Annotated in this window: 17 protein-coding genes; 10 read left to right on the top strand and 7 right to left on the bottom strand. The window is 45.1% G+C overall.

Annotation, left to right across the window (positions count from 1 at the left end; translation table 11 throughout):
• Window positions 1-84: 84 nt before the first annotated feature.
• Window positions 85-1,062: a class II fructose-bisphosphatase gene (glpX, locus tag ACIH2S_RS07750; RefSeq protein WP_181478713.1), complete on the top strand. Its 978-nt coding sequence runs from the start codon at window positions 85-87 to the stop codon at window positions 1,060-1,062.
• A 79-nt stretch (window positions 1,063-1,141) separates the two neighbouring features.
• Here glpX and dtpA read toward each other — a convergent pair whose 3' ends face one another.
• Window positions 1,142-2,611, bottom strand: coding sequence for a dipeptide/tripeptide permease DtpA (gene dtpA, locus ACIH2S_RS07745; RefSeq protein WP_108479045.1), 1,470 nt, complete (start codon window positions 2,609-2,611; stop codon window positions 1,142-1,144).
• A gap of 1,019 nt (window positions 2,612-3,630) precedes the next feature.
• On the opposite strand from dtpA, the gene ACIH2S_RS07740 reads away from it, so the two are divergent.
• Window positions 3,631-4,692: a tetratricopeptide repeat protein gene (locus ACIH2S_RS07740; RefSeq protein WP_272534309.1), complete on the top strand. Its 1,062-nt coding sequence runs from the start codon at window positions 3,631-3,633 to the stop codon at window positions 4,690-4,692.
• 42 nt (window positions 4,693-4,734) lie between these two features.
• Here the strand turns inward: ACIH2S_RS07740 and ACIH2S_RS07735 are convergent, their stop codons facing one another.
• The 6 genes from ACIH2S_RS07735 to dpiB all read right to left on the bottom strand — a co-directional run bounded on the left by ACIH2S_RS07735 (window position 4,735) and on the right by dpiB (window position 11,060).
• Entirely contained in the window at window positions 4,735-5,217 is a 483-nt protein-coding gene (locus tag ACIH2S_RS07735; protein ID WP_349487772.1) for a glutathione peroxidase, read from the bottom strand.
• Between the two features lie 176 nt (window positions 5,218-5,393).
• Window positions 5,394-6,398, bottom strand: coding sequence for a Rieske 2Fe-2S domain-containing protein (locus tag ACIH2S_RS07730; RefSeq protein WP_196712337.1), 1,005 nt, complete (start codon window positions 6,396-6,398; stop codon window positions 5,394-5,396).
• On the bottom strand, window positions 6,395-7,534 hold the full coding sequence (locus ACIH2S_RS07725; protein ID WP_108479049.1) for a GNAT family N-acetyltransferase: 1,140 nt from the start codon (window positions 7,532-7,534) through the stop codon (window positions 6,395-6,397). Before ACIH2S_RS07725 ends, ACIH2S_RS07730 begins: the two co-directional genes overlap by 4 nt.
• Window positions 7,531-8,685, bottom strand: coding sequence for an ATP-grasp domain-containing protein (locus tag ACIH2S_RS07720; protein ID WP_108479050.1), 1,155 nt, complete (start codon window positions 8,683-8,685; stop codon window positions 7,531-7,533). The genes ACIH2S_RS07725 and ACIH2S_RS07720 overlap by 4 nt, the downstream gene beginning before the upstream one ends.
• Window positions 8,686-8,749: 64 nt before the next feature.
• Window positions 8,750-9,430 (bottom strand): two-component response regulator DpiA, encoded by a 681-nt coding sequence (gene dpiA / locus ACIH2S_RS07715; RefSeq protein ID WP_036951294.1) that lies wholly within the window; start codon window positions 9,428-9,430, stop codon window positions 8,750-8,752.
• Entirely contained in the window at window positions 9,423-11,060 is a 1,638-nt protein-coding gene (gene dpiB, locus ACIH2S_RS07710) for a sensor histidine kinase DpiB (protein ID WP_108479051.1), read from the bottom strand. The genes dpiA and dpiB overlap by 8 nt, the downstream gene beginning before the upstream one ends.
• Window positions 11,061-11,431: 371 nt before the next feature.
• Between dpiB and citC the strand changes: the two genes are divergently transcribed.
• The 8 genes from citC (at window position 11,432) to ACIH2S_RS07670 (ending at window position 19,498) form a co-directional block, all read left to right on the top strand.
• Window positions 11,432-12,484, top strand: coding sequence for a [citrate (pro-3S)-lyase] ligase (gene citC / locus ACIH2S_RS07705; RefSeq protein WP_430248449.1), 1,053 nt, complete (start codon window positions 11,432-11,434; stop codon window positions 12,482-12,484).
• A gap of 18 nt (window positions 12,485-12,502) precedes the next feature.
• Window positions 12,503-12,799, top strand: a complete 297-nt coding sequence (citD, locus tag ACIH2S_RS07700) for a citrate lyase acyl carrier protein (protein ID WP_036951301.1) — start codon at window positions 12,503-12,505, stop codon at window positions 12,797-12,799.
• A complete protein-coding gene (gene citE / locus ACIH2S_RS07695; RefSeq protein ID WP_430248447.1) occupies window positions 12,799-13,695 on the top strand; it encodes a citrate (pro-3S)-lyase subunit beta in 897 nt (298 codons plus the stop codon). Before citD ends, citE begins: the two co-directional genes overlap by 1 nt.
• An 11-nt stretch (window positions 13,696-13,706) precedes the next feature.
• Entirely contained in the window at window positions 13,707-15,233 is a 1,527-nt protein-coding gene (gene citF, locus ACIH2S_RS07690) for a citrate lyase subunit alpha (protein WP_108479053.1), read from the top strand.
• Window positions 15,234-15,236: 3 nt separating this feature from the next.
• On the top strand, window positions 15,237-15,782 hold the full coding sequence (citX, locus tag ACIH2S_RS07685; RefSeq protein ID WP_036951306.1) for a citrate lyase holo-[acyl-carrier protein] synthase: 546 nt from the start codon (window positions 15,237-15,239) through the stop codon (window positions 15,780-15,782).
• On the top strand, window positions 15,763-16,656 hold the full coding sequence (gene citG, locus ACIH2S_RS07680) for a triphosphoribosyl-dephospho-CoA synthase CitG (RefSeq protein ID WP_349487769.1): 894 nt from the start codon (window positions 15,763-15,765) through the stop codon (window positions 16,654-16,656). Before citX ends, citG begins: the two co-directional genes overlap by 20 nt.
• Window positions 16,657-16,925: 269 nt before the next feature.
• On the top strand, window positions 16,926-18,359 hold the full coding sequence (locus tag ACIH2S_RS07675) for an anion permease (RefSeq protein ID WP_036951311.1): 1,434 nt from the start codon (window positions 16,926-16,928) through the stop codon (window positions 18,357-18,359).
• Window positions 18,360-18,442: 83 nt separating this feature from the next.
• Window positions 18,443-19,498 carry a 4-oxalomesaconate tautomerase gene (locus tag ACIH2S_RS07670; RefSeq protein WP_349487768.1) on the top strand — a complete coding sequence of 352 codons (1,056 nt, stop codon included), beginning with the start codon at window positions 18,443-18,445 and terminating at the stop codon, window positions 19,496-19,498.
• Window position 19,499 lies beyond the last annotated feature (1 nt).

Below are 19,499 nucleotides of genomic sequence, written 5' to 3'. Positions count from 1 at the left end.
CGCCAAAAAATTACCAAGTTGATCACAAAAAACGTATCATAGGCGCGATAATTTTTTAGTCCTAGGGATCACACCAAAATGAAAATTAGCGATGAACTCGCGTCTGCTATCGCGTCAGTGACGGAAGTTGCCGCCATTGCCGCGTTTGAATGGGTAGGGAAACAAGATAAAAATGCCGCAGATAACGCGGCGGTTGAAGCCATGCGAAATCGACTCAATGAAATTGATTTTCATGGAAAAATCGTAATTGGCGAAGGGGAAATTGACGAAGCGCCAATGCTGTATATTGGCGAGCAAGTCGGCAAACAATCTAGCGAACATCATTTAGATATCGCGGTCGATCCCATTGATGGCACCCGTATGGTGGCATGTAATGAGCATAATGCGATTGCCGTTTTGGCGGCAGCCCCAACAGGAACATTACTGCAAGCCCCCGATATGTATATGGAAAAAATGGTCGTTGGCGCAGCAGCAAAGGATGCCGTTCACCTAAAAAACCCATTAGAGAAGAACCTCGAGTTTCTCTCTGCGGCATTGGATAAACCCATTTCCATGCTCAACATTGCCATTCTCGATAAACCTCGCCACCAGCACATTATTAAAACCATCCGTAACTTTGGCGCCAATGTCATCACAATCCCAGATGGCGATGTTCTGGCATCACTACTGACAATCTTACCTGAGCACCCTATTGATATGATGTATGGTATCGGCGGTGCACCAGAAGGCATTATTAGTGCAGCTATTGCCCGCGCATTAGGTGGCGACATGCAAGCACGCCTTGTTCCACGTAACAAAGCCAAAGAAGACACCGAACAAAATAAACTGTTAGCGGCGCAAGAAGCCATTCGTTGCCAACAGATGGGCATCGAAATTGGGGAAATTTTAACGTTGGATATGATGGTGAATACGTCCGATGTAATTTTCTCGGCAACTGCTATCACCCCAACAGTACTGATGAATGGTATCTCGAATGATCTGCATAGCCGCAGCGCGAGCACCATTTTAGTCAACGGCAATAACCGCTCCATGAAGTTAATTAGTAATCGCTATTTTAAATAGCGGATGCTTTGAATAATCATGCATTAAAAAAGGGCGATATTTTTATCGCCCTTTTCAATTTTATCACTGACAGAACAAATTAATGCTGTTCTTGCGTCATACGGTTTAATAACGGCGCGGTAAATACCATCACAATAGCAATTGCACCCGTTACCAGACCAATCTTCATAAAGACATCACTGTAGACAGCCAGTGATTCAACTTTGCTGGTGATCTCACCTTGAGGCGCTGCTGCCATAGAAGCAACATAACCCGCGATAAATGCCGCTGCAGAGTTAGTTAAGAACCATGCGCCCATGATAAAGCCCATCAGACGTTGTGGAACTAACTGTGCCACCATCGCCAGACCCAAACCTGAAATCATCAGCTCACCGATACTTTGGAAACCGTAGCAGATAACCAACCATTGAACAGAAACAATACCCGCTTCGTTCGCAAATTTTGCCCCTAATGGCAGTACTAAGAACGCCGCTGAACACAGTAACATCCCGATAGCGAATTTATGTGGCATCGGTAAGTTATCGCCCATTTTGTTATAGATTGCCGCCAAAATTGGGCTACCAATCATGATCCATAATGGGTTTAAGGCTTGATACTGAGCAGGCTCAATCGCAAAACCGAAAACTTCGTGCTCTACGTTATGCAGTGCGAAGAAGTTCAGTGAGGTTGGCATTTGGCTATACAGTACGAAGAAAACAATTGCTTCGAGCATCAGGATCAATGCGACCACCATACGGCGACGAGCAATACCTTTAAGTGCCATCATCTCTTTGATAAAGATAACTAAAATACCCAGAGAAATCACCGCCAGTGCCGCACGTGCAATACCTAAGTTGTGCAGTAACCAGTTTGAAATCGCAATCAGTGCAACCACACCGACGATAGTCATCAGTAATTTGGAGATAACAACAGGTGCAAAGTCCGGTTTTGAACCGTGGTCTGCGACCCATTTTTTGCACATGTAGAAGTTAATTAAGGTGATGATCAGACCCACTACGCTGAGGGAGAATGCGACATCCCAACCGTAATGTTTGGCTAACCATGGCGTTGCCAGCATTGAGAAGAATGAACCAATGTTAACGGACATATAGTACATGGTGAATGCACCGTCCAAACGTGGGTCATTTTTGTCATAACAGGTAGATAATAATGATGATGGGTTCGCTTTAAACAGACCGTTACCTACCGCGATGGTAGCTAGACCGAGGTAAACCATCGACACATCATGCCCAGAGTAGGCAACGAAGGCATAACCGACAATCAACACTACCGTCCCAAGGACAATCGCGCGCTTAGTCCCTAAAACTTTATCCCCTAACCAACCACCGATGGCAACGAAGCCATAAACCAGTGCAGAGAATGCCGCGAACAGCGTGATAGATTCCGCTTCCGACATGCCAAGCACTTGGCTGAGATAAATTGGGAGGATCCCCTGAAGACCGTAGTAACCAAAACGTTCCCAGAGTTCGATAGAAAAGATGAGATAGAATGAACGAGGTTGCTTAAACGCGTTAAGACTGACTTCCTCTTTGTTATTTGTTGTGGACACAAGTTACCTCTAATACAACCTGTACGTATGCAAAAAAACCACGGGACGCTGTCTGCACCCTCGCATTGTTATGGTCTCAAGAATTCAAGCTTTAGAAGATTCACTTTTGGTAGGAGGAGTATCAATCCCTGACCTCAAAACAAACAAAACTGTGTGTAAATATTGTTTATGAATCGCGAACATAAAATTCAATGAGTTAAAGCATATTTGATTATTTATTCAGCATTACAGCGAATATATGCCAATCCAAACAGAATAATCAATTAAGCAATATATGCTATTTATGCACCAAAACTAAAGAATTAGCTAGTGTTAATTACTACATCTATGGATCGTTATCGTGATTAACTTCAATTTTTTAAAAAATCATGAAATTATTATCGCCCATTAAATAATCACTTGTTCACTATATGTTAAGCATATTGTTCTATCTTTAATCATTTTACTCGCAGAGTAACACCCTATACACACTACAAACATACCGCGCGGCACCCTGCGGATATTTCGCCTTCGTGATAATAAAAACTGAATAGAAAATGAATTTAGATAGGTGATTATTTATTGATGTCACTATTACGTGTTTATTTATCGAACGAAATAGCGGAGTGAAATAAAAATAAAGCGGTATTTGCAAGAAGAGTCGTATTTTATGCAAAAAAAAGCCCAGCGACTAAAACTGGGCATAATGCATTCTATTAAGGATCGTACTACTAATTCAAACTACACGATATAGATGCATTATTGCATTACTTCATGTAAAGAAATGAATGTTGAGGGTAAATATATGAATGTTTACACAAGCAAACAGTGATATATATGTAATTAAGACCCTTGATAGACTTAAAAGGTTCATCTTTTTTTTAATTATTTTTAATCTTTTTTATAACATCATGATTTATCTTCGTTTAATGCGTAAAAATAATTTTCAGAATAGCAAGAATGGCAATTGCACCGCTAACAGCAACCCGTTAACCTATCCACTAGGAATAAATGGCTAAAATTCATCCCAAGGAAGCTCAGTGAAACAGTTTACCTTCCCCTTCATTATCTTTTGCTCGCTTTTTATTAACATGAGCCATGCTAAAACTGTCGCCCCTGTTGCACCTTCTTCAATTGTGGATGAAAAAACACTCACGCAATTAGCCGATAGCGGGCAAGCTGAAGCTCAGTTTAATTTAGCGATGTTTTATCAATCTCACGGTCAGTTAGATAAAGCCGCCTATTGGTATAAACTTTCTGCCAGTCAAAATTTTACCAAGGCACAAATCAACCTCGCCCTGATGTACCAGCAAGGGGCTGGCATCGGTAAAAATCCCAAAGAGATGTTGCTTTGGATGGAAGCGGCAGCCAACGCAGGCGACCCTATTGGTCAAATGAATATGGCGGAATATACTCTAGAAGGTATTCCAAACCTGTTAGAGAAAAATCCACAACAAGCATTAAGCTGGCTAGAAAAAGCCGCAGCACAACAGTTACCCGCAGCGCAGCTAACTTTAGCTTATTGGTATGAAAAAGGCGTAATCGGAGATAAAGATCCCCAAAAAGCCAATCAAATCTACCTCGCACTGGCTGAGAAAAATCAGCCACAAGCGCTCTATTTATTAGGTTATCAAGCAGCAACGGGGATGTATGACAAAGTCAATTACCCCGCTGCGTTTCAGTATTTTACGCGCTCTGCGGAATTAGGTTTCTCTCCCGCACAAAATAGCTTAGGTATGCTCTACTTAGCAGGGCAAGGCACCAAACGCGATACCGCTTCCGCCATTAAGTGGTTAACCCTAGCCGCTCAGCAAGGGGAAGTGTCCGCCCAGTTTAATTTAGCGTTAATTTATGCTCGAGGTGATGGCATCACCGCCGACCAAGCTAAAGCCTGCCAGTGGTTTATCAAGGCCGCCAACCAACGCAGCCGCGATGCACAGTATGCCAGCGGAGCGTGCTATCAATATGGAATGGGCGTATCGCAAGATGATACGAAAGCCTTATATTGGTATCGGCTCGCCGCGAAACAAGGCGACGAGCGCGCCCAAAAGAAAGTGATGATTATGGAAAATGAGTTACAGAATTCGGGGACAGGGAAATAGCCCTAAGATTATCTGCATGAAATAGCTAGAATGTCCGAACGCTCAAATTCCAAGTGCGGCAACTATCGCCGCTTCCATTTTTTCAGGGGTCGTAAACGGAGCGAAACGCTTTAGCGGTTTACCATCGCGTCCAATCAGGAATTTGGTGAAATTCCACATAATCCGGCCACCCAGCAGCCCCGGCAACTCACTTTTTAGATAACGAAATACTGGGTGCGCTGCACTTCCATTGACGTCTATTTTCTCGAACATCGGAAAGCTCACACCGTAATTAATGTAACAGGTTTGCTCGATTTCCTCTGCGCCGCCAGGTTCCTGTTTCCCGAATTGGTTGCAAGGAAAGCCAAGCACCACCAAACCCTGATCTGAATATTTTTTGTAGAGTGCTTCAAGACCTTCGTATTGAGGTGTAAAACCACAATGGCTAGCTGTATTTACAACTAAAACCACCTTACCCGCGTAGTCCGCCATAGAAATGTGCTGCCCGCCAAGGCTCGTTGCTGTCAGTTGATAAAAGGGGGTCATAGTAAAGTCCTTAAAGTGGAGCTAGTCGATACTGCCACGTAGTATGTTGTTGCTTGGTGATGGGGATATCCCTAACTACACGGCAGGTCTGAAGTTTTATGCCAATTATCTTTGCAAATTCAAAGAAATAAAACAAACAGGAAAAGCAAACATATCGTAATCACCCACACAACCATTTAAAGCCGAAAACAGAACTTCCGCTCCTCAAACATCAGCGGCTCACCATCTTCAAGTAATTGGCGAATACTTGGCCCTAGTAGATCTTGCTCACCATCGAGCGGTGTCGGTAAGGTTCCTTGAAAACGCAATTTATTGGCGCTGACTTTTTCCAATATTTGGCGGTCTTGACGGAGGATCACGCGGAATAACTTGCTCAATACATAACGTTTAATGACTGCCGGAAGCTTGCCCTGCCGAGTCGCTATTCGTGCAAATAGGCGTAACTGCTCATTTTCACAAGGTACTAACCAAGCGCTAACCAGCAGATTGAGCTCGTCACTACGGTCACGGTACTCAATTTCTGCCAGACACGGCAGACGAAAACGCCCCATACTGACACCGCGGTCACGTTCAAACAATCGAGAAATAAATCCAGACTGTTTGCCCTCTTCGCTATACACGGCTTCGACGCCATCAGCCAGAGGGCGAACTCGGACGCTGATTTGTTGCCGTTGCCGGTCGTGACGGATCCAGCCAGAGTGAACAAAATGGGTGTGAAAACCATCGAGAAAATTCTCTGCGGCGTCTTGCAGCGAACACTGCACTTCATCGGTGATCCAAAATGTATCGACTCTCTGCGAGTTATCGGAAGGAGCAACTGGCGGGATCTGCGGACGCTCCATGCTCAGGCTAATCCAAACTAGCCCGTGAGCTTCGCAACAAGGAAAACTCTCAAGCAGCGGCTTACTTCCCGCCGCAAGTTCAGTACCAGGCACTCGCGTACAACGCCCATCGGCAGAAAACTGCCAGCCATGATAAGGACATTCAATCAGCCCATCACAAACTTTTCCCGCGCTCAATGGTGCAAAACGATGCGGACAACGATCGGGTAGCGCAGCAGCATGCCCGTCATTGTCGCGAAACAGCACCAGCGGAGTGTCATGTAGCTGGCAAGCCACCGGTTGGTTTCGCAATTTGTCGCTGATAGCCACAGGCCACCATTGATGTTCAAACGGCTTCACAGTTTTAGCTTCCTCATCATCGGCACACCGATACCATGTAACAGAGCACTCAGCACCTTCCATACAAGGCGTCGTCCCCAAGATAAATGGGCGACGTAGACTAGGCTGTATTCGATCTGCGGCTCACCACCCCGCAAGCGCTTGAACTCAGCCGCGCCAGAGCTAAAATTCAGCACCTGACGACGCTCAGCCGCTTCTTGCAAGCACAAACGAGTCAATTGTCGATACAGCCCAAGCCGTTGGGGTAACGCGGTGTCATAACCCACTATTGGCGTGCTGATCACAGTGGAAGATGAAAACCAACCCAATGCGCCGTCAATACGCCCTTCTGCGTTACGTAAAGCGCGGATTTCTAGCCAACCCTCACGCTGTCCCTGCTGCATCCATTGCGCACTATAATGGGGATTCAGTGTGCAATATTTATCCAAATAAAGCAGGTTATAAAGATGCTCTATTCTTTTGAAATCGTCATCATTCAATTCGTTACCAGGTACGACGGTATATGGGCTGCGCCGCAATAAAGTGGCATCCAGCCGAGTATTGTGGTGTTTGAGAAACGGCGCTTGCTCCCCTGCTCGACCATCAAATAAGTAAACTTGTCGGCTAGGTATACACAAGTATCCGTGATTTTGTAGGCTTTGGCGCAATGCACGATTACTGAAATCATTAAGCGAACGAAAACCAATTCCATGCTCAGGAAAGTTTTGCCTCAGCAGTGCCGTGATTGCCGGTAATTCAGTAACATCCCAATCATCTGGATAAAGATTGGTCGATAGTAACCAGTTGTTTACCTGCACCAATTTGTTGACCTTACCCGCATTTAGTAAGCGTTCGACAGCTTGAGTCAGCAGCTTCAACGGCCAAGTCAGATAGGGGTGACCAAGGCGTTTGATTTCCTCGCGGGCATAACCACTGTAGGCTGTTTGGGGGGACACCACATAGCAGTTGTCGTCGGGTTCATTGCCGTCCGTGATACTGACCGGAAATTGCTGCGTCCTCGTATCGAGCAACACCATTTTCGTGCTGACATTACCTATCAAGCACTCGCTGGCACAAGCACGCACATAGCACCGAGCCAAGCTATCATTCGAGCTAGCGTTCTCACTAACGATTTGATCTTCGAACAATAATCTCATGGCGTACGCTCATCTAGTGGCTGACCATTCCATTCAATATCTGCCGTAGATGCCGTTAATAATCCACAGCGTCGAGATACCGCCCGAGCAACAATTTCCGTGAGGCTTCCGACTTGTGTTATCAACGGCCACCAGTCACCTTTTTGCACGATAACATCGCGAGCGGCGGCATAATCACGCCAGAGCGTCGGGCTAAGGGCTCGTCGTGGTGCGGCAAATAACAGCATCGCCAATGCGATCATTCGAGGCTCTAATGTCGGTTCAAGGATCTGCTCGGATGGGTGACTCAAGCTATTCACTAGTAACCGTCGCTGGTTGTCGAACAAATGCACACCACTGGTCGCTCTTGGGTTGCACTCCAGCACATGGAAACAACCATTTTTGTCTTGAATAAAATCGAACCCTACTTGTCCGTTATAGCCGGTCTCTCGTCCAAAATACTCAATAAATTGTCGTACCTGTTCTGGTGCACTCGGTTGGAAATAGATCCCTGAGCCACGGCCCACTCGATAGCGTGGGTGATAACAGCTGTGGGCGCGTAGATCACCATCAACCAAGACACTAAAACTGCAAAACTCCCGTCCTTTGATAAATCGCTGCGCTACCCAAGGCTCGGTCTGAGTGGGCTGTATTTTATTTAGCTGTTGGGCTGATGGACGGATCAAGGTTTGTGAGGCAAAGCGCGAATACGCAGGTTTGAATACCCAGCTTGCAGCATCGCCCGCGAAGGCGAGTAATGCTTGGCTGTCTGTCAGTAAATGGGTTTCAGGAGCGGCTAAAGACCAGCCGTTCGTCATGGCTGCAAAATCCCCTTTATGATGCAAACGATGCAACAGTGGAAAGTCACTGGTTAACACCCGACACAACGGCTGCAAGCGTTCAAGACCGTAGGCCAAATAAAACACTTCTTCGCAAGTGGGTAGCAGTAGGTCGATATGTTGATTTTCGATCGCCGCCGCAAGGGCTTCAACCCAAACTATCGGGTTCTGTCGAGGTTCAGGTAAGCGGATATAATGTTGCACGGAGCAACTAAAACGGCTCAGCGGCTGGCTGAGCGAATCACCGACGCTGACAGTCCATCCTGCCTCATTAAACGCTCGCGCCCATTCTAGACAGGCCGGCGCACGAGCGCCAAGGATCAGTACGTTCATAACAACCTTTTGGGAAATTGACGCAAACACCTTCACGCAGACTTCAATCGTCTACCTACGGCAACTAATGACTACCCCGATATATCCGCTGGGGGCGCCCTACTTTGCCGTATTCAATTTCCGCTTCAATCTTACGTTGGGCTAAACAATACTCTAAATAACGGCGGGCGGTAGTGCGGCTTAATTTTATGGTTTCTGCAATCGACTCTGCCGTATATTCCGCATCGGGTACTGCAAATAACGCGAGCACTTTATCAAGCGTAATAGCATCAATCCCAGTCGGTAGCTCTTCTTTGCTCTCACCACGGGCATAGGTATTAAACATGTCATCAATCTGGCTTTGATTGGTTTTATTGGCGCCCTGCAAAACCGATTTACGCTGAATATAGCGATCTAACGTTTGCCCTAAACGCTCATAAGCTATCGGCTTAACCAAATAATCAAATACTCCTAGACGAATCGCCTCAGAGACTGTCTCCATATCACTAGCGGCGGTGGTGAATACAATATCCGCACTATTGCGCTCCTGAAGTAGTTCATGAACTAAATCAATTCCTTTCCCGTCAGGTAAATAGTTATCCAACAGAATCAAGTCAGGCTTCATGTACTCAATCATTTTTCTTGCTTCCGCAAGATTGCCCGCAAGCCAGACTTTATCACAAGCAGGATAAGCTTTAATGTACTCCGCGTGCATCTCCGCAAGGAGCAGTTCATCTTCGACAATGAGGATTTTTATCTTAGCCATTTTGCGTCTTCACTTTCGGTATAAAAATAGAGAATACAGTACCATACGGTTGATTATCTTCAATGATCACCGCCCCATTACATCGATTGACATAGGAGGCCACCAAAAATAGCCCTATGCCATGTCCATCGACAGCATCCGTTTTTGTTGTTGTTCCGCGTTCAAACCATTTATCTTGCAGCTCAAGGGGAAAACCACATCCTTGATCAGCAACTTCAATCACAATCTCATTATTTTCATCTGAGATATACAGTTCTACCTGCTTATTACCCGCTTCGTTCTTTAAACTTGCCTCAAAGGCATTATCTAATAAATTTCCTAATACAGCACAGAGTTCCGTGCTATTTAATGAGTTAGGTAATTCACGGAGTTGGCAACCCGGCACAAAAATAAGCTGTAATCCTAATTCTCGCGCACGGTGATATTTACCAAATAACAACCCAGCCACTTGTTTATCTGCAAATTGCTCTCGCAGTGAATCTATTAATTGTTGCCGAGATTCCGATTCCCCCTTAATTAACGCCAAGGCTTGGTCGTACTCTTTCATTTGCAGCAAACCACTTAAAGTAGAAATCCAATTTAAATGTTCGTGGCGCAATGTACGCAAATTATCCACATATTGGCGAACTTGAGAAAGCTGCGCATTTAAGGATTCAATATCATTTTGGCTACGGAAGCTGATCACCGCTCCCGCCAGCAACTCACCATCCATAATGGCAACTCGGCTGGCTATCACATTCAACCCATTGAACTCGCAAACTATATCATGATGGTTTTTCGCGATTTCTTTCGTGAAAAAGCCTGCGGGAGAAACATACTCAGAAACCGGTTTACCGATTAACTGTTTAGCTGACTCACTCAGCGCCAACATTTTTCTAGCATTATGGTTGATATTGATAATTTTCCCATAACGGTCGACGGCAATAATGCCTTCAAACACCGCATCAAAAATCCCCTTTTGCACCAACACTAATTGGGTTATTTCTTCAGGTTCCATGCCAAGCATTTGCCGTTGAATTAATCGGGCGAATGCCCAAGATAGAAATAGCAAAATTACCAACACCCCTAAAAATGTTGCTGACGTTTGCACAAACACTTCAGCTAATGAGGTATCTATTTTGGTGGTGAGATAACCAATGGAAACAACGCCAATGACTTTACCGTTTTCATCAAAGATAGGTGTTTTTGCACGTACTGCATTCCCCATGGAGCCTTCGCCTTTAATAAAATAGCTTTCACCATTTTCTAGCGCCCCCGGTTTATTCCATTGCATTGGGTAGCCAATCTTTTCGCTATTTGGATGATATAAACGAACGGAATGTTCATCACCAATAACGACATAGTCATAACTGGAATCTTGATTGAGCTTATCGGCAATAACTTTTAGCTTAGGAATATCTTTATCTTTTACAGTACTGACGATGCCATCCAATGAAGCGATCATTTTGGCTTGGCTCATGGCGAGTACGCGAATGTTCGCCATCATGCGGTTTTCTGTGGTATCCGTAAAATATTTGCCTAATCCAAGCGTCAATAACACTGAAGCCAGTAACAATAGAAGAAAGACTCTTCCTGAGAATGAAAAAATATTCCCTTTTTTAAATGGGATCTGTGAAAACTCTGTTTTCATCTCGTCTCTCTATAACTCGCTAAAAAGTAAAATTATTGTTACACGCAAAAATACCAATAATGAAGATAAAAGATAACGTAGTCCGCTTAGTAATGCACATAATATTAATTAAACACATTAAAACCACTGAGTAAAGTTCATAACTCGTAATTAAAAACATTAAAACCATTAAACAAATACAAACTCATTTTAGAAACATGAAATAGGTCAAATATATTATATGCAGGGTATTTAATATGAATATTGAAAAGGATAATTAAATAAAAATTGAGAACTTAGGTAATTAACGGCAAGCCAAAAATATTTATTTAATTAACTTTAACATTAGCAACATTTTTAATACATCTCTAAATGAGATGCAGGATACCATTATGTTCGACAGCATAACGTTTAACCAAGTAAAACGTCATGAGAACAGAAAACTCAATGATATCACTCAGTTTTTAAAAGAGAATGATTTAGACGTTGATGCCAGCGTTGACGTCTTTATTACGATCACACGTAACGAAAGGTTAATTGCCTGTGGTGGTCTCGCTAAGAATGTCATTAAATGCGTTGCTATTAGCGATGAAGTTCGTGGTGAAGGTTTAGCCTTAAAATTAGCGACTGAATTGGTGAATCTCGCTTACGAGAATAATACTACTCACCTATTTATCTATACCAAATACCAAAATGAAGAGCTATTTCATCAATGCGGGTTTCATACCATTGCTACTGTGCCCAATGTAATGGTTTTAATGGAAAATAGCTGCTGTTATTTAAATCGCTATATTAAAAGTTTAAAAGCCCAATATAAAGCAGGAAAAAAAATTGGCGCTATCGTGATGAATGCCAACCCATTCACATTGGGGCATCGTTACTTAATTGAACAAGCCTCAAAGAACTGTGATTGGCTACATTTATTTGTCGTCAAAGAAGATACTTCCCGTTTTCCGTATAAAGTTCGCCTGAAATTAATTGAAGAAGGCACAAAAGGAATTAATAACCTCACCATTCATAAAGGTTCAGAATACATTATTTCACGGGCTACATTCCCTTGTTATTTTATTAAAGACATTACTGTAGCCAACAACTGTTATACAGAAATCGATATTAAGATTTTTCGCCAATATATTGCTCCGGCGCTGGGAATTACCCATCGTTTCGTCGGCTCAGAACCATTTTGCCAAGTCACTAACCAATATAACCAAGACATGCGCTACTGGCTGGAAACCGACGAAATGCCATTCCCACCCATTGAACTGGTCGAATTCCCGCGAACAGTGATCGACGGCACGGCGGTTTCCGCCTCGCAAGTTCGAAAACTGCTCGCTAAAAAAGATCTTGCGGCGATCAAGCCGATTGTGCCCCCTGCCACGTATCACTATTTACAAGAGATGCTCGCAGCGCAGACACCGTCGCCTACCCCCGCACTACAAGCTTGAATTAGTTATAGGTGAAATATGAAAATACTACACGCAGCGGTTGCCGGCACACTCGAATCCAGTGATGTCATGGTACGAATAGAGCCTCTTGAAGACACTCTTGAGGTCTCATTGCAGATCACCAGCAGTGTTGAAAAACAATTTGGTGATGCCATCAATGCCATCGTGCTTGAAATGATTGAAAAATACGATATTCAAGGCGCTGAAATTGTGGTGGATGACAAAGGTGCATTGGAGTGCGTTCTACGCGCTCGCCTCGAAGCCTTACTGGCTCGCGCCTGTGATCTCGATGCTCTGCCATGGGAGGATAAATAATGACACCGGAAAGAAAAAGCCGCACTCGCAGAAGTATGCTGTTCGTCCCAGGTTCCAATGCCGCGATGCTCAGTAACTCCTTTATTTATAAAGCCGATGCCCTGATGTTTGACCTCGAAGACTCCGTCACCATCCGAGAAAAAGACACAGCACGTCGTTTGGTGTATCACACACTGCAACACCCGTTATATCAAGATATTGAAACCATTGTGCGCGTTAACGCCCTCGACTCCGCTTATGGGGTTGCTGACCTCGAAGCCGTTGTTCGCGGTGGTGCCGATATTGTGCGCTTACCGAAAACCGATACCGCACAAGATATTATTGATATTGAAAACGAAATTTTACGTATTGAAAAAAGCTGTGGGCGTGAAGAAGGTAGCACCGGGTTACTCGCGGCTATCGAATCCCCGATGGGGATCACTCAAGTAGTGAATATTGCTCACGCTTCTCCAAGATTAATAGGCATCGCATTAGGTGCCGAGGACTATGTCCGCAATTTGCGCACCGAGCGGTCTCCAGACGGCATTGAACTCCTCTATGCTCGGTGCGCCATTTTACAAGCTGCGCGTTCGGCCGGTATTCAAGCCTTTGATACCGTTTATTCTGACGCCAACAATGAAGAAGGCTTCCTCAAAGAGGCCGCTCTCATTAAACAGCTTGGTTTTGATGGCAAATCATTAATTAACCCAAGACAAATTGAGTTACTGCATAACTTGTATGCCCCAACCCAAAAAGAAGTCGACCATGCACAGCGTGTGGTAGATGCCGCTGATGCCGCAGAACGAGAAGGCAAAGGCGTCGTATCCCTCAACGGTAAAATGGTAGACAGCCCTGTAATTGAAAGAGCCCGCTTAGTGTTATTGCGCGCGGCATTATCAGGCATTCGGGAAGAGTGAGGCAGAACATTATGACAACCAATACATTGCGTCAGGCTCGCGTATCAGCCTACTTAGCACCTAAAGACGATGAATTACTGCGTGAATTCAAAGATATCGGCAAAGTTCAGCAGCAAGTTCAAAAACCACGCAACCGCAAACTGTGTGATGACCTGCAAGTGGCTATCCGCCGCTCAGGATTAAAAGATGGCATGACCATCTCTTTCCACCACGCTTTCCGTGGCGGTGATTTAACCATCAACATGGTGATGCAAGTGATTGCCGAAATGGGCTTTCGCAACCTAACCTTGGCATCAAGTTCACTCAGCGCGTGCCACTCGCCACTGGTTGAACATATACGCCATGGCGTCGTCACCAAGATTTACACCTCCGGGTTACGTGGCCCATTAGCCGAAGCCATTTCTCGTGGCGAATTAGCGGAGCCTGTGCAAGTTCACTCCCATGGTGGACGTGCCAACCTTGTTCATAGCGGTGAATTAAAAATCGACGTGGCATTTATCGGCGTTCCGTCTTGTGACGAATATGGCAATGCGAACGGATACACTGGCAACGCAAGCTGTGGCTCACTGGGTTATGCCAAAATCGACGCAGAAAATGCCAAGAAAGTGGTCATGCTGACCGAAGAATTTCTGCCTTACCCACATAACCCATCCAGCATTAAGCAAGATGAAGTGGACTACATTGTCAAAGTTAAACGTGTGGGGGATGCCGACAAAATCGGTGCCGATGCCACTCGCATGACCTCCAACCCGCGTGAGTTATTGATAGCGCGTACCGCCGCTGATGTGATTGAAAAATCAGGCTTCTTCAAAGAAGGATTTTCACTGCAAACCGGTACTGGCGGGGCTTCACTGGCGGTTACTCGCTTCCTCGAAGATAAAATGCGCCGTCATCATATCCATGCAGGCTTCGCGTTAGGTGGGATCACCTCCACCATCGTTGATCTCCATGAAAAAGGCTTAATTAAGAAGTTACTCGACGTGCAAAGCTTTGACCGCGCTGCTGCCGAGTCTCTCGCGCGTAACCCAAATCACATTGAAATCAGTGCCAACCAATATGCATGCTTTGATTCTAAAGGCGCCTCAGTGGACATGCTCGATGTGGTAGTACTCAGTGCTTTAGAGATTGATACTCGCTTTAATGTCAATGTGTTAACAGGCTCAGATGGAGTTATTCGCGGTGCATCTGGTGGACACAGCGACACGGCGGTGGCGGCGAAACTGTCTATCATCGTCGCGCCGTTAGTACGCGGTCGTATCCCAACCTTGGTAGACGATGTGCTGACTTGCGTGACGCCGGGTTCTAGCGTCGATATTTTGGTGACTGACCATGGTATTGCCGTTAACCCAGCACGCCCTGAGCTGAAGCAACAGCTGGAAAGCCAAGGTATCAAAACCGTTTCTATTCAATGGTTACGTGAACGCGCCCAATTATTAACAGGCACACCAAACCCTATCGAGTTTACCGATAAAGTGGTGGCCGTGGTGCGTTATCGTGACGGTTCTGTGATTGATGTTGTCCATCAAGTGAAGGAGTAGAACATGTTTTACCCACTGCCTGATACCCAAGAGCAATTTGACATTTCCTTACCTGACTTGCTGGCGAGCCGTGATGCCCGTCAGGCTCGTCAGCAAGAGTGGATTGGTCTCCATCAGGTAACCTTGATTTCATTTACTGTCGTTTTTCCGGGACCGGTTAAAGACAATCAACTGGTCAGAGACATTTTTAATCAAGGCTTAAATGCGCTTAAGCAAGTTGCTTCATGCAGGCAGTGGGTACTTTTATCACAACAATCATTCCCTTTCGTTACCGGACCGGAATGTTTAGTCGCCGTCAATGCCGATGCCCTTGAGGTCAAAAAAGCCTTAATGGAAGCGGAAGAATTATCCCCCGTCGGCCGACTTTGGGACTTTGATGTTTTTGATGCAAATGGCATTTTATATTCTCGCAGCCAATTCAATTTACCGACTAGACGCTGCTTGATTTGTGACAATGAAGCCAAGGTATGTGCGCGCCAACGCAGCCATTCCCTTGAAGAGATTTTGCGTCGTATCGAGGAGTTAGCCCATGCTCCAGCAAAAAATTAACCGAGAACGTACGTTAAATGATGACGTAGTGAATCACTACAGCCAACTGGCTTGGCAAGCGATGCTGGCTGAAGTCAATTTAACCCCTAAACCGGGTTTAGTAGATAAATGCAACACTGGCGCCCATAAAGATATGGCACTGACCGATTTTCATTTAAGTGCCAATGCAATTGCAAAATTCTTTCCGCAGTTTTTGCATGCAGGTTATGAACATTGTCAATTACCGATTAATCAGCTACTTCGCCAAATTCGCGGTATCGGTATCAATTGTGAAAAAGCGATGTTTTGTGCCACTCAAGGCGTGAACACCCACAAAGGCTCAATTTTTTCATTAGGTTTAGTGCTCACTGCAGTGGGACGTTTATTCGGGTTACAGAAACGAGTTACGCCTAACGCAATCAGCCAAGTTGTTTCTGACATGTGCCAAGGATTAACCGCTGAGCTGCAACAGCCCGCAGAGCACCCAACAGCAGGGCAACGTTTATTCCAAGAATATGGATTCACTGGCGCTAGAGGGGAAGCAGAGCAAGGTTATCAACTGGTGATAGCCCATGCACTGCCCCATTATTTGAAACAACTGGCAGATGGTAAACAGGCTGATATCGCCCTACTCGATACACTGATTTTACTGATGAGTCTCAATGACGATACCAACATCGCCAATCGCGGTGGAATGGCAGGGCTTCTGTGGATAAAACAGCAAGCAACCAGCTTGTTACATCAAGGAATTCAAGACGAACAGGATTTAAGCAAAGTCCAACAATTTGACTTGCAGTGTATTGAAAAAAATCTAAGTCCCGGAGGCAGCGCAGATTTATTAATTCTAACGTGGTTTTTTGCGCGATTACCTACGAATACTTATTTAGCTTCATAAATAAAAACAACTTAAATATTCATTAACAAAGGAACAAACATCACAAAATTGATTAATTAAAACCAGAGAAAATAATTTTTAAATAAAAACTGATTTTGCTTTTCAATCATTAATAACATTTCTGTCAATAAGCGTTAACCAATAGTTTTATTAAGAAATAACACTATTCAAGATACCGCTATATCCAGAAATAGGTTTCCACACATTTTAGATATTCGTTTTATGTGATTTAAGAAATTTAAAGTTTTATATTCTTGAAGGATTAGCCTATGCAAAAAGATAAAATATGGAAGCTATTAGTTTTAATAGCCATTCCAATAATCATTGCCTTAATACCGACGCCCGCAGGGCTACCGAGTATTGCATGGCTGTTATTTGGTTTGTACCTTGCCGCCATTGTGGGGCTGGTATTAAAACCTTATTCCGAGCCTGTGATCTTGTTAGCCACGATTGCTGCCAGTGCGGTGATCATCGGTGTAACCGGCACTAAAGACGTCAAAGTTGGCGAAGTATTGAGTGGTTACTCATCCGGTACAACGTGGTTAGTTTTCGCCGCGTTCACCTTGAGTGCCGCGTTCGTCATAACAGGCTTAGGTAAGCGCCTCTCCTATATTCTTATTGGAAAATTAGGTGGCACCACTCTTGGACTGGGATATGTCACTGCTATTCTTGACTTGATTATCGCCCCAGCAACGCCGTCTAACACCGCGCGTGCCGGTGGGATTGTCTTCCCTATCATCAACAGTGTGGCGGTTGCATTAGGGTCTGATCCTGAAAAAAGCCCCCGTAAAGCAGGTCACTATTTGCTGGTAAACGTATATATGGTGACCAAAACCACCAGCTATATGTTCTTAACAGCTATGGCACCAAACGCACTGGCATTAGCGATGATGACCGACATTATGGGTATCCATTTAAGTTGGGGGGGCTGGGCATTAGCCGCTGCCGTGCCGGGCTTAATCATGTTGATCCTCACTCCGTTGATTATCTACAAACTGTATCCACCTGAATTGAAAAAGGTGAATAACAAAGAAATCGCAGCGAAAGGCTTAGCGGATTTAGGTCCAATGACCGTGCGTGAAAAACTGCTCAGCATTATCTTTGTGCTGGCGTTATCCGGCTGGATATTTGCAGATAAAATCGGTGTGAGCGCCTCAAGTGTCGCCATTGCCGTGATGGCATTAACGCTGATCCTCGGTGTCGTGACTTGGGATGATGTGTTGAAGAACAAAGGCGGCTGGAACACCCTGATTTGGTACGGTGGTATTATCGGGATGTCCGGCGTGCTAACCAAAGCAGGCTTCTTCAAATGGTTAGCCGATGTGATGAGCGAACACCTCTCCTTCGGTGACCAAGCGATGTTAGCGTTCTTTGTCATCATGTTTATCAGTGTCGCGATTCGTTACCTGTTCGCCTCTGGTGGTGCCTATGTAGCGGCGATGGTTCCTGTTTTCGCCACCGTTGGTATGGTTGCAGGCGCACCGCCGATGCTGTTAGCGCTGGGTCTGCTGTTCTCTAACGCTTACGGCGGTAGCTTAACCCATTACGGAGGCGCGGCAGCTCCAATCGTCTTCGGTGCAGGTTATAACGATATTCGTTCTTGGTGGATCATTGGTGGGATTATCGCGTTCCTCAGCCTATTAGTTCACATGACTATTGGTTTAGGTTGGTGGGAAATTCTTATCAACATGGGCTTAATCTAATCGCCCTTACCCCATAAAAAAGATGGAGTGCAATATAACGCACTCCATTTTTCTTACGGTGAGGCGTTCAAAAAGGACGCGTGATGAAACAAATTCCTTGTACATTAATGCGCGGAGGCACATCAAAAGGTGTTTTTCTCCTCGCCGACTCTCTCCCGACCGACATTCAACAACGTGATGAACTGATTTTAGCCATTATGGGGTCTGGTCATCCTTTACAAATCGATGGTATTGGCGGCGGTAGCCCGCAAACCAGCAAAGTTGCCATCATCAGCACATCGACACACCCAGATGCAGATGTTGATTACCTTTTTGCGCAAGTCGCCATTACTGAGCGTATTGTCGATACTGCCCCTAACTGTGGCAATATTCTGTGTGCGGTCGGGTCATTCTCGTTAGAAAAAGGGTTAGTACCTATCACTGGAGATGTGACCACCGTCAGGGTGCGTAACGTCAACACCAATACCTTTATCAACGCCACTATTCAAACCCCCAATGGGCAAGTGGAATATAACGGTAATGCAACGATTGCGGGTGTTCCCGGTCAGGCTGCCCCTGTTGGTTTAACTTTTCTTAATGCCAGTGGAACCAAAACAGGGAAATTGTTCCCTACCGGAAATGTGGTCGATATCATTGATGGTGTTGAAGTCTCTTGCCTCGATATGGCGACGCCTGTGGTGCTTATCGATGCCCCTCAACTTAATAAAACGGGGTATGAAACGGCGGATCAACTTGAAGGCGATAGCGAGTTTATGCAAAAGCTGGAGCACATTCGTCTACAAGCTGGTGCCATGATGGGGTTAGGGGATGTGAGCAAAAAAGTGATCCCAAAACCGATTTTAGTCTCCCCTGCGATTCACGGCGGCACCATTAATGTGCGCTACTTTATGCCCCATAAATGCCATGGCGCATTAGCGGTAACGGGCGCAATTGCTATTGCCACCGGCTGCGTGATTTCAGGCACCGTTATCGAGCGTTATCTGCAAGGTGATGTGGATATGCAGAAGATTGCCATTGAACATCTCAGTGGTCAATTTGAGGTAGCACTAAGTAACCCGACGGATAAACCGGAAGGCATTCAAGCTTCAATTATTCGTACTGCTAGAAAATTATTTGAAGGAAAGGTTTTTGTGCCATGAT

This window comes from Providencia lanzhouensis, from assembly GCF_050469745.1.
In the GTDB taxonomy this organism is placed as follows: Bacteria; Pseudomonadota; Gammaproteobacteria; order Enterobacterales; family Enterobacteriaceae; genus Providencia; species Providencia lanzhouensis.
This window is presented reverse-complemented; position numbering and strand designations above follow the sequence as displayed.

Excerpts from the sequence above, each read along its gene's own strand:
- ACIH2S_RS07735 (WP_349487772.1), bottom strand. The coding sequence starts at position 5,217 with ATGACCCCCTTTTATCAACTGACAGCAACGAGCCTTGGCGGGCAGCAC.
- ACIH2S_RS07725 (WP_108479049.1), bottom strand. The coding sequence starts at position 7,534 with ATGAGATTATTGTTCGAAGATCAAATCGTTAGTGAGAACGCTAGCTCG.
- ACIH2S_RS07720 (WP_108479050.1), bottom strand. The coding sequence starts at position 8,685 with ATGAACGTACTGATCCTTGGCGCTCGTGCGCCGGCCTGTCTAGAATGG.
- dpiA (WP_036951294.1), bottom strand. The coding sequence starts at position 9,430 with ATGGCTAAGATAAAAATCCTCATTGTCGAAGATGAACTGCTCCTTGCG.
- dpiB (WP_108479051.1), bottom strand. The coding sequence starts at position 11,060 with ATGAAAACAGAGTTTTCACAGATCCCATTTAAAAAAGGGAATATTTTT.
- citC (WP_430248449.1), top strand. The coding sequence starts at position 11,432 with ATGTTCGACAGCATAACGTTTAACCAAGTAAAACGTCATGAGAACAGA.
- citD (WP_036951301.1), top strand. The coding sequence starts at position 12,503 with ATGAAAATACTACACGCAGCGGTTGCCGGCACACTCGAATCCAGTGAT.
- citE (WP_430248447.1), top strand. The coding sequence starts at position 12,799 with ATGACACCGGAAAGAAAAAGCCGCACTCGCAGAAGTATGCTGTTCGTC.
- citF (WP_108479053.1), top strand. The coding sequence starts at position 13,707 with ATGACAACCAATACATTGCGTCAGGCTCGCGTATCAGCCTACTTAGCA.
- citX (WP_036951306.1), top strand. The coding sequence starts at position 15,237 with ATGTTTTACCCACTGCCTGATACCCAAGAGCAATTTGACATTTCCTTA.
- citG (WP_349487769.1), top strand. The coding sequence starts at position 15,763 with ATGCTCCAGCAAAAAATTAACCGAGAACGTACGTTAAATGATGACGTA.
- ACIH2S_RS07675 (WP_036951311.1), top strand. The coding sequence starts at position 16,926 with ATGCAAAAAGATAAAATATGGAAGCTATTAGTTTTAATAGCCATTCCA.
- ACIH2S_RS07670 (WP_349487768.1), top strand. The coding sequence starts at position 18,443 with ATGAAACAAATTCCTTGTACATTAATGCGCGGAGGCACATCAAAAGGT.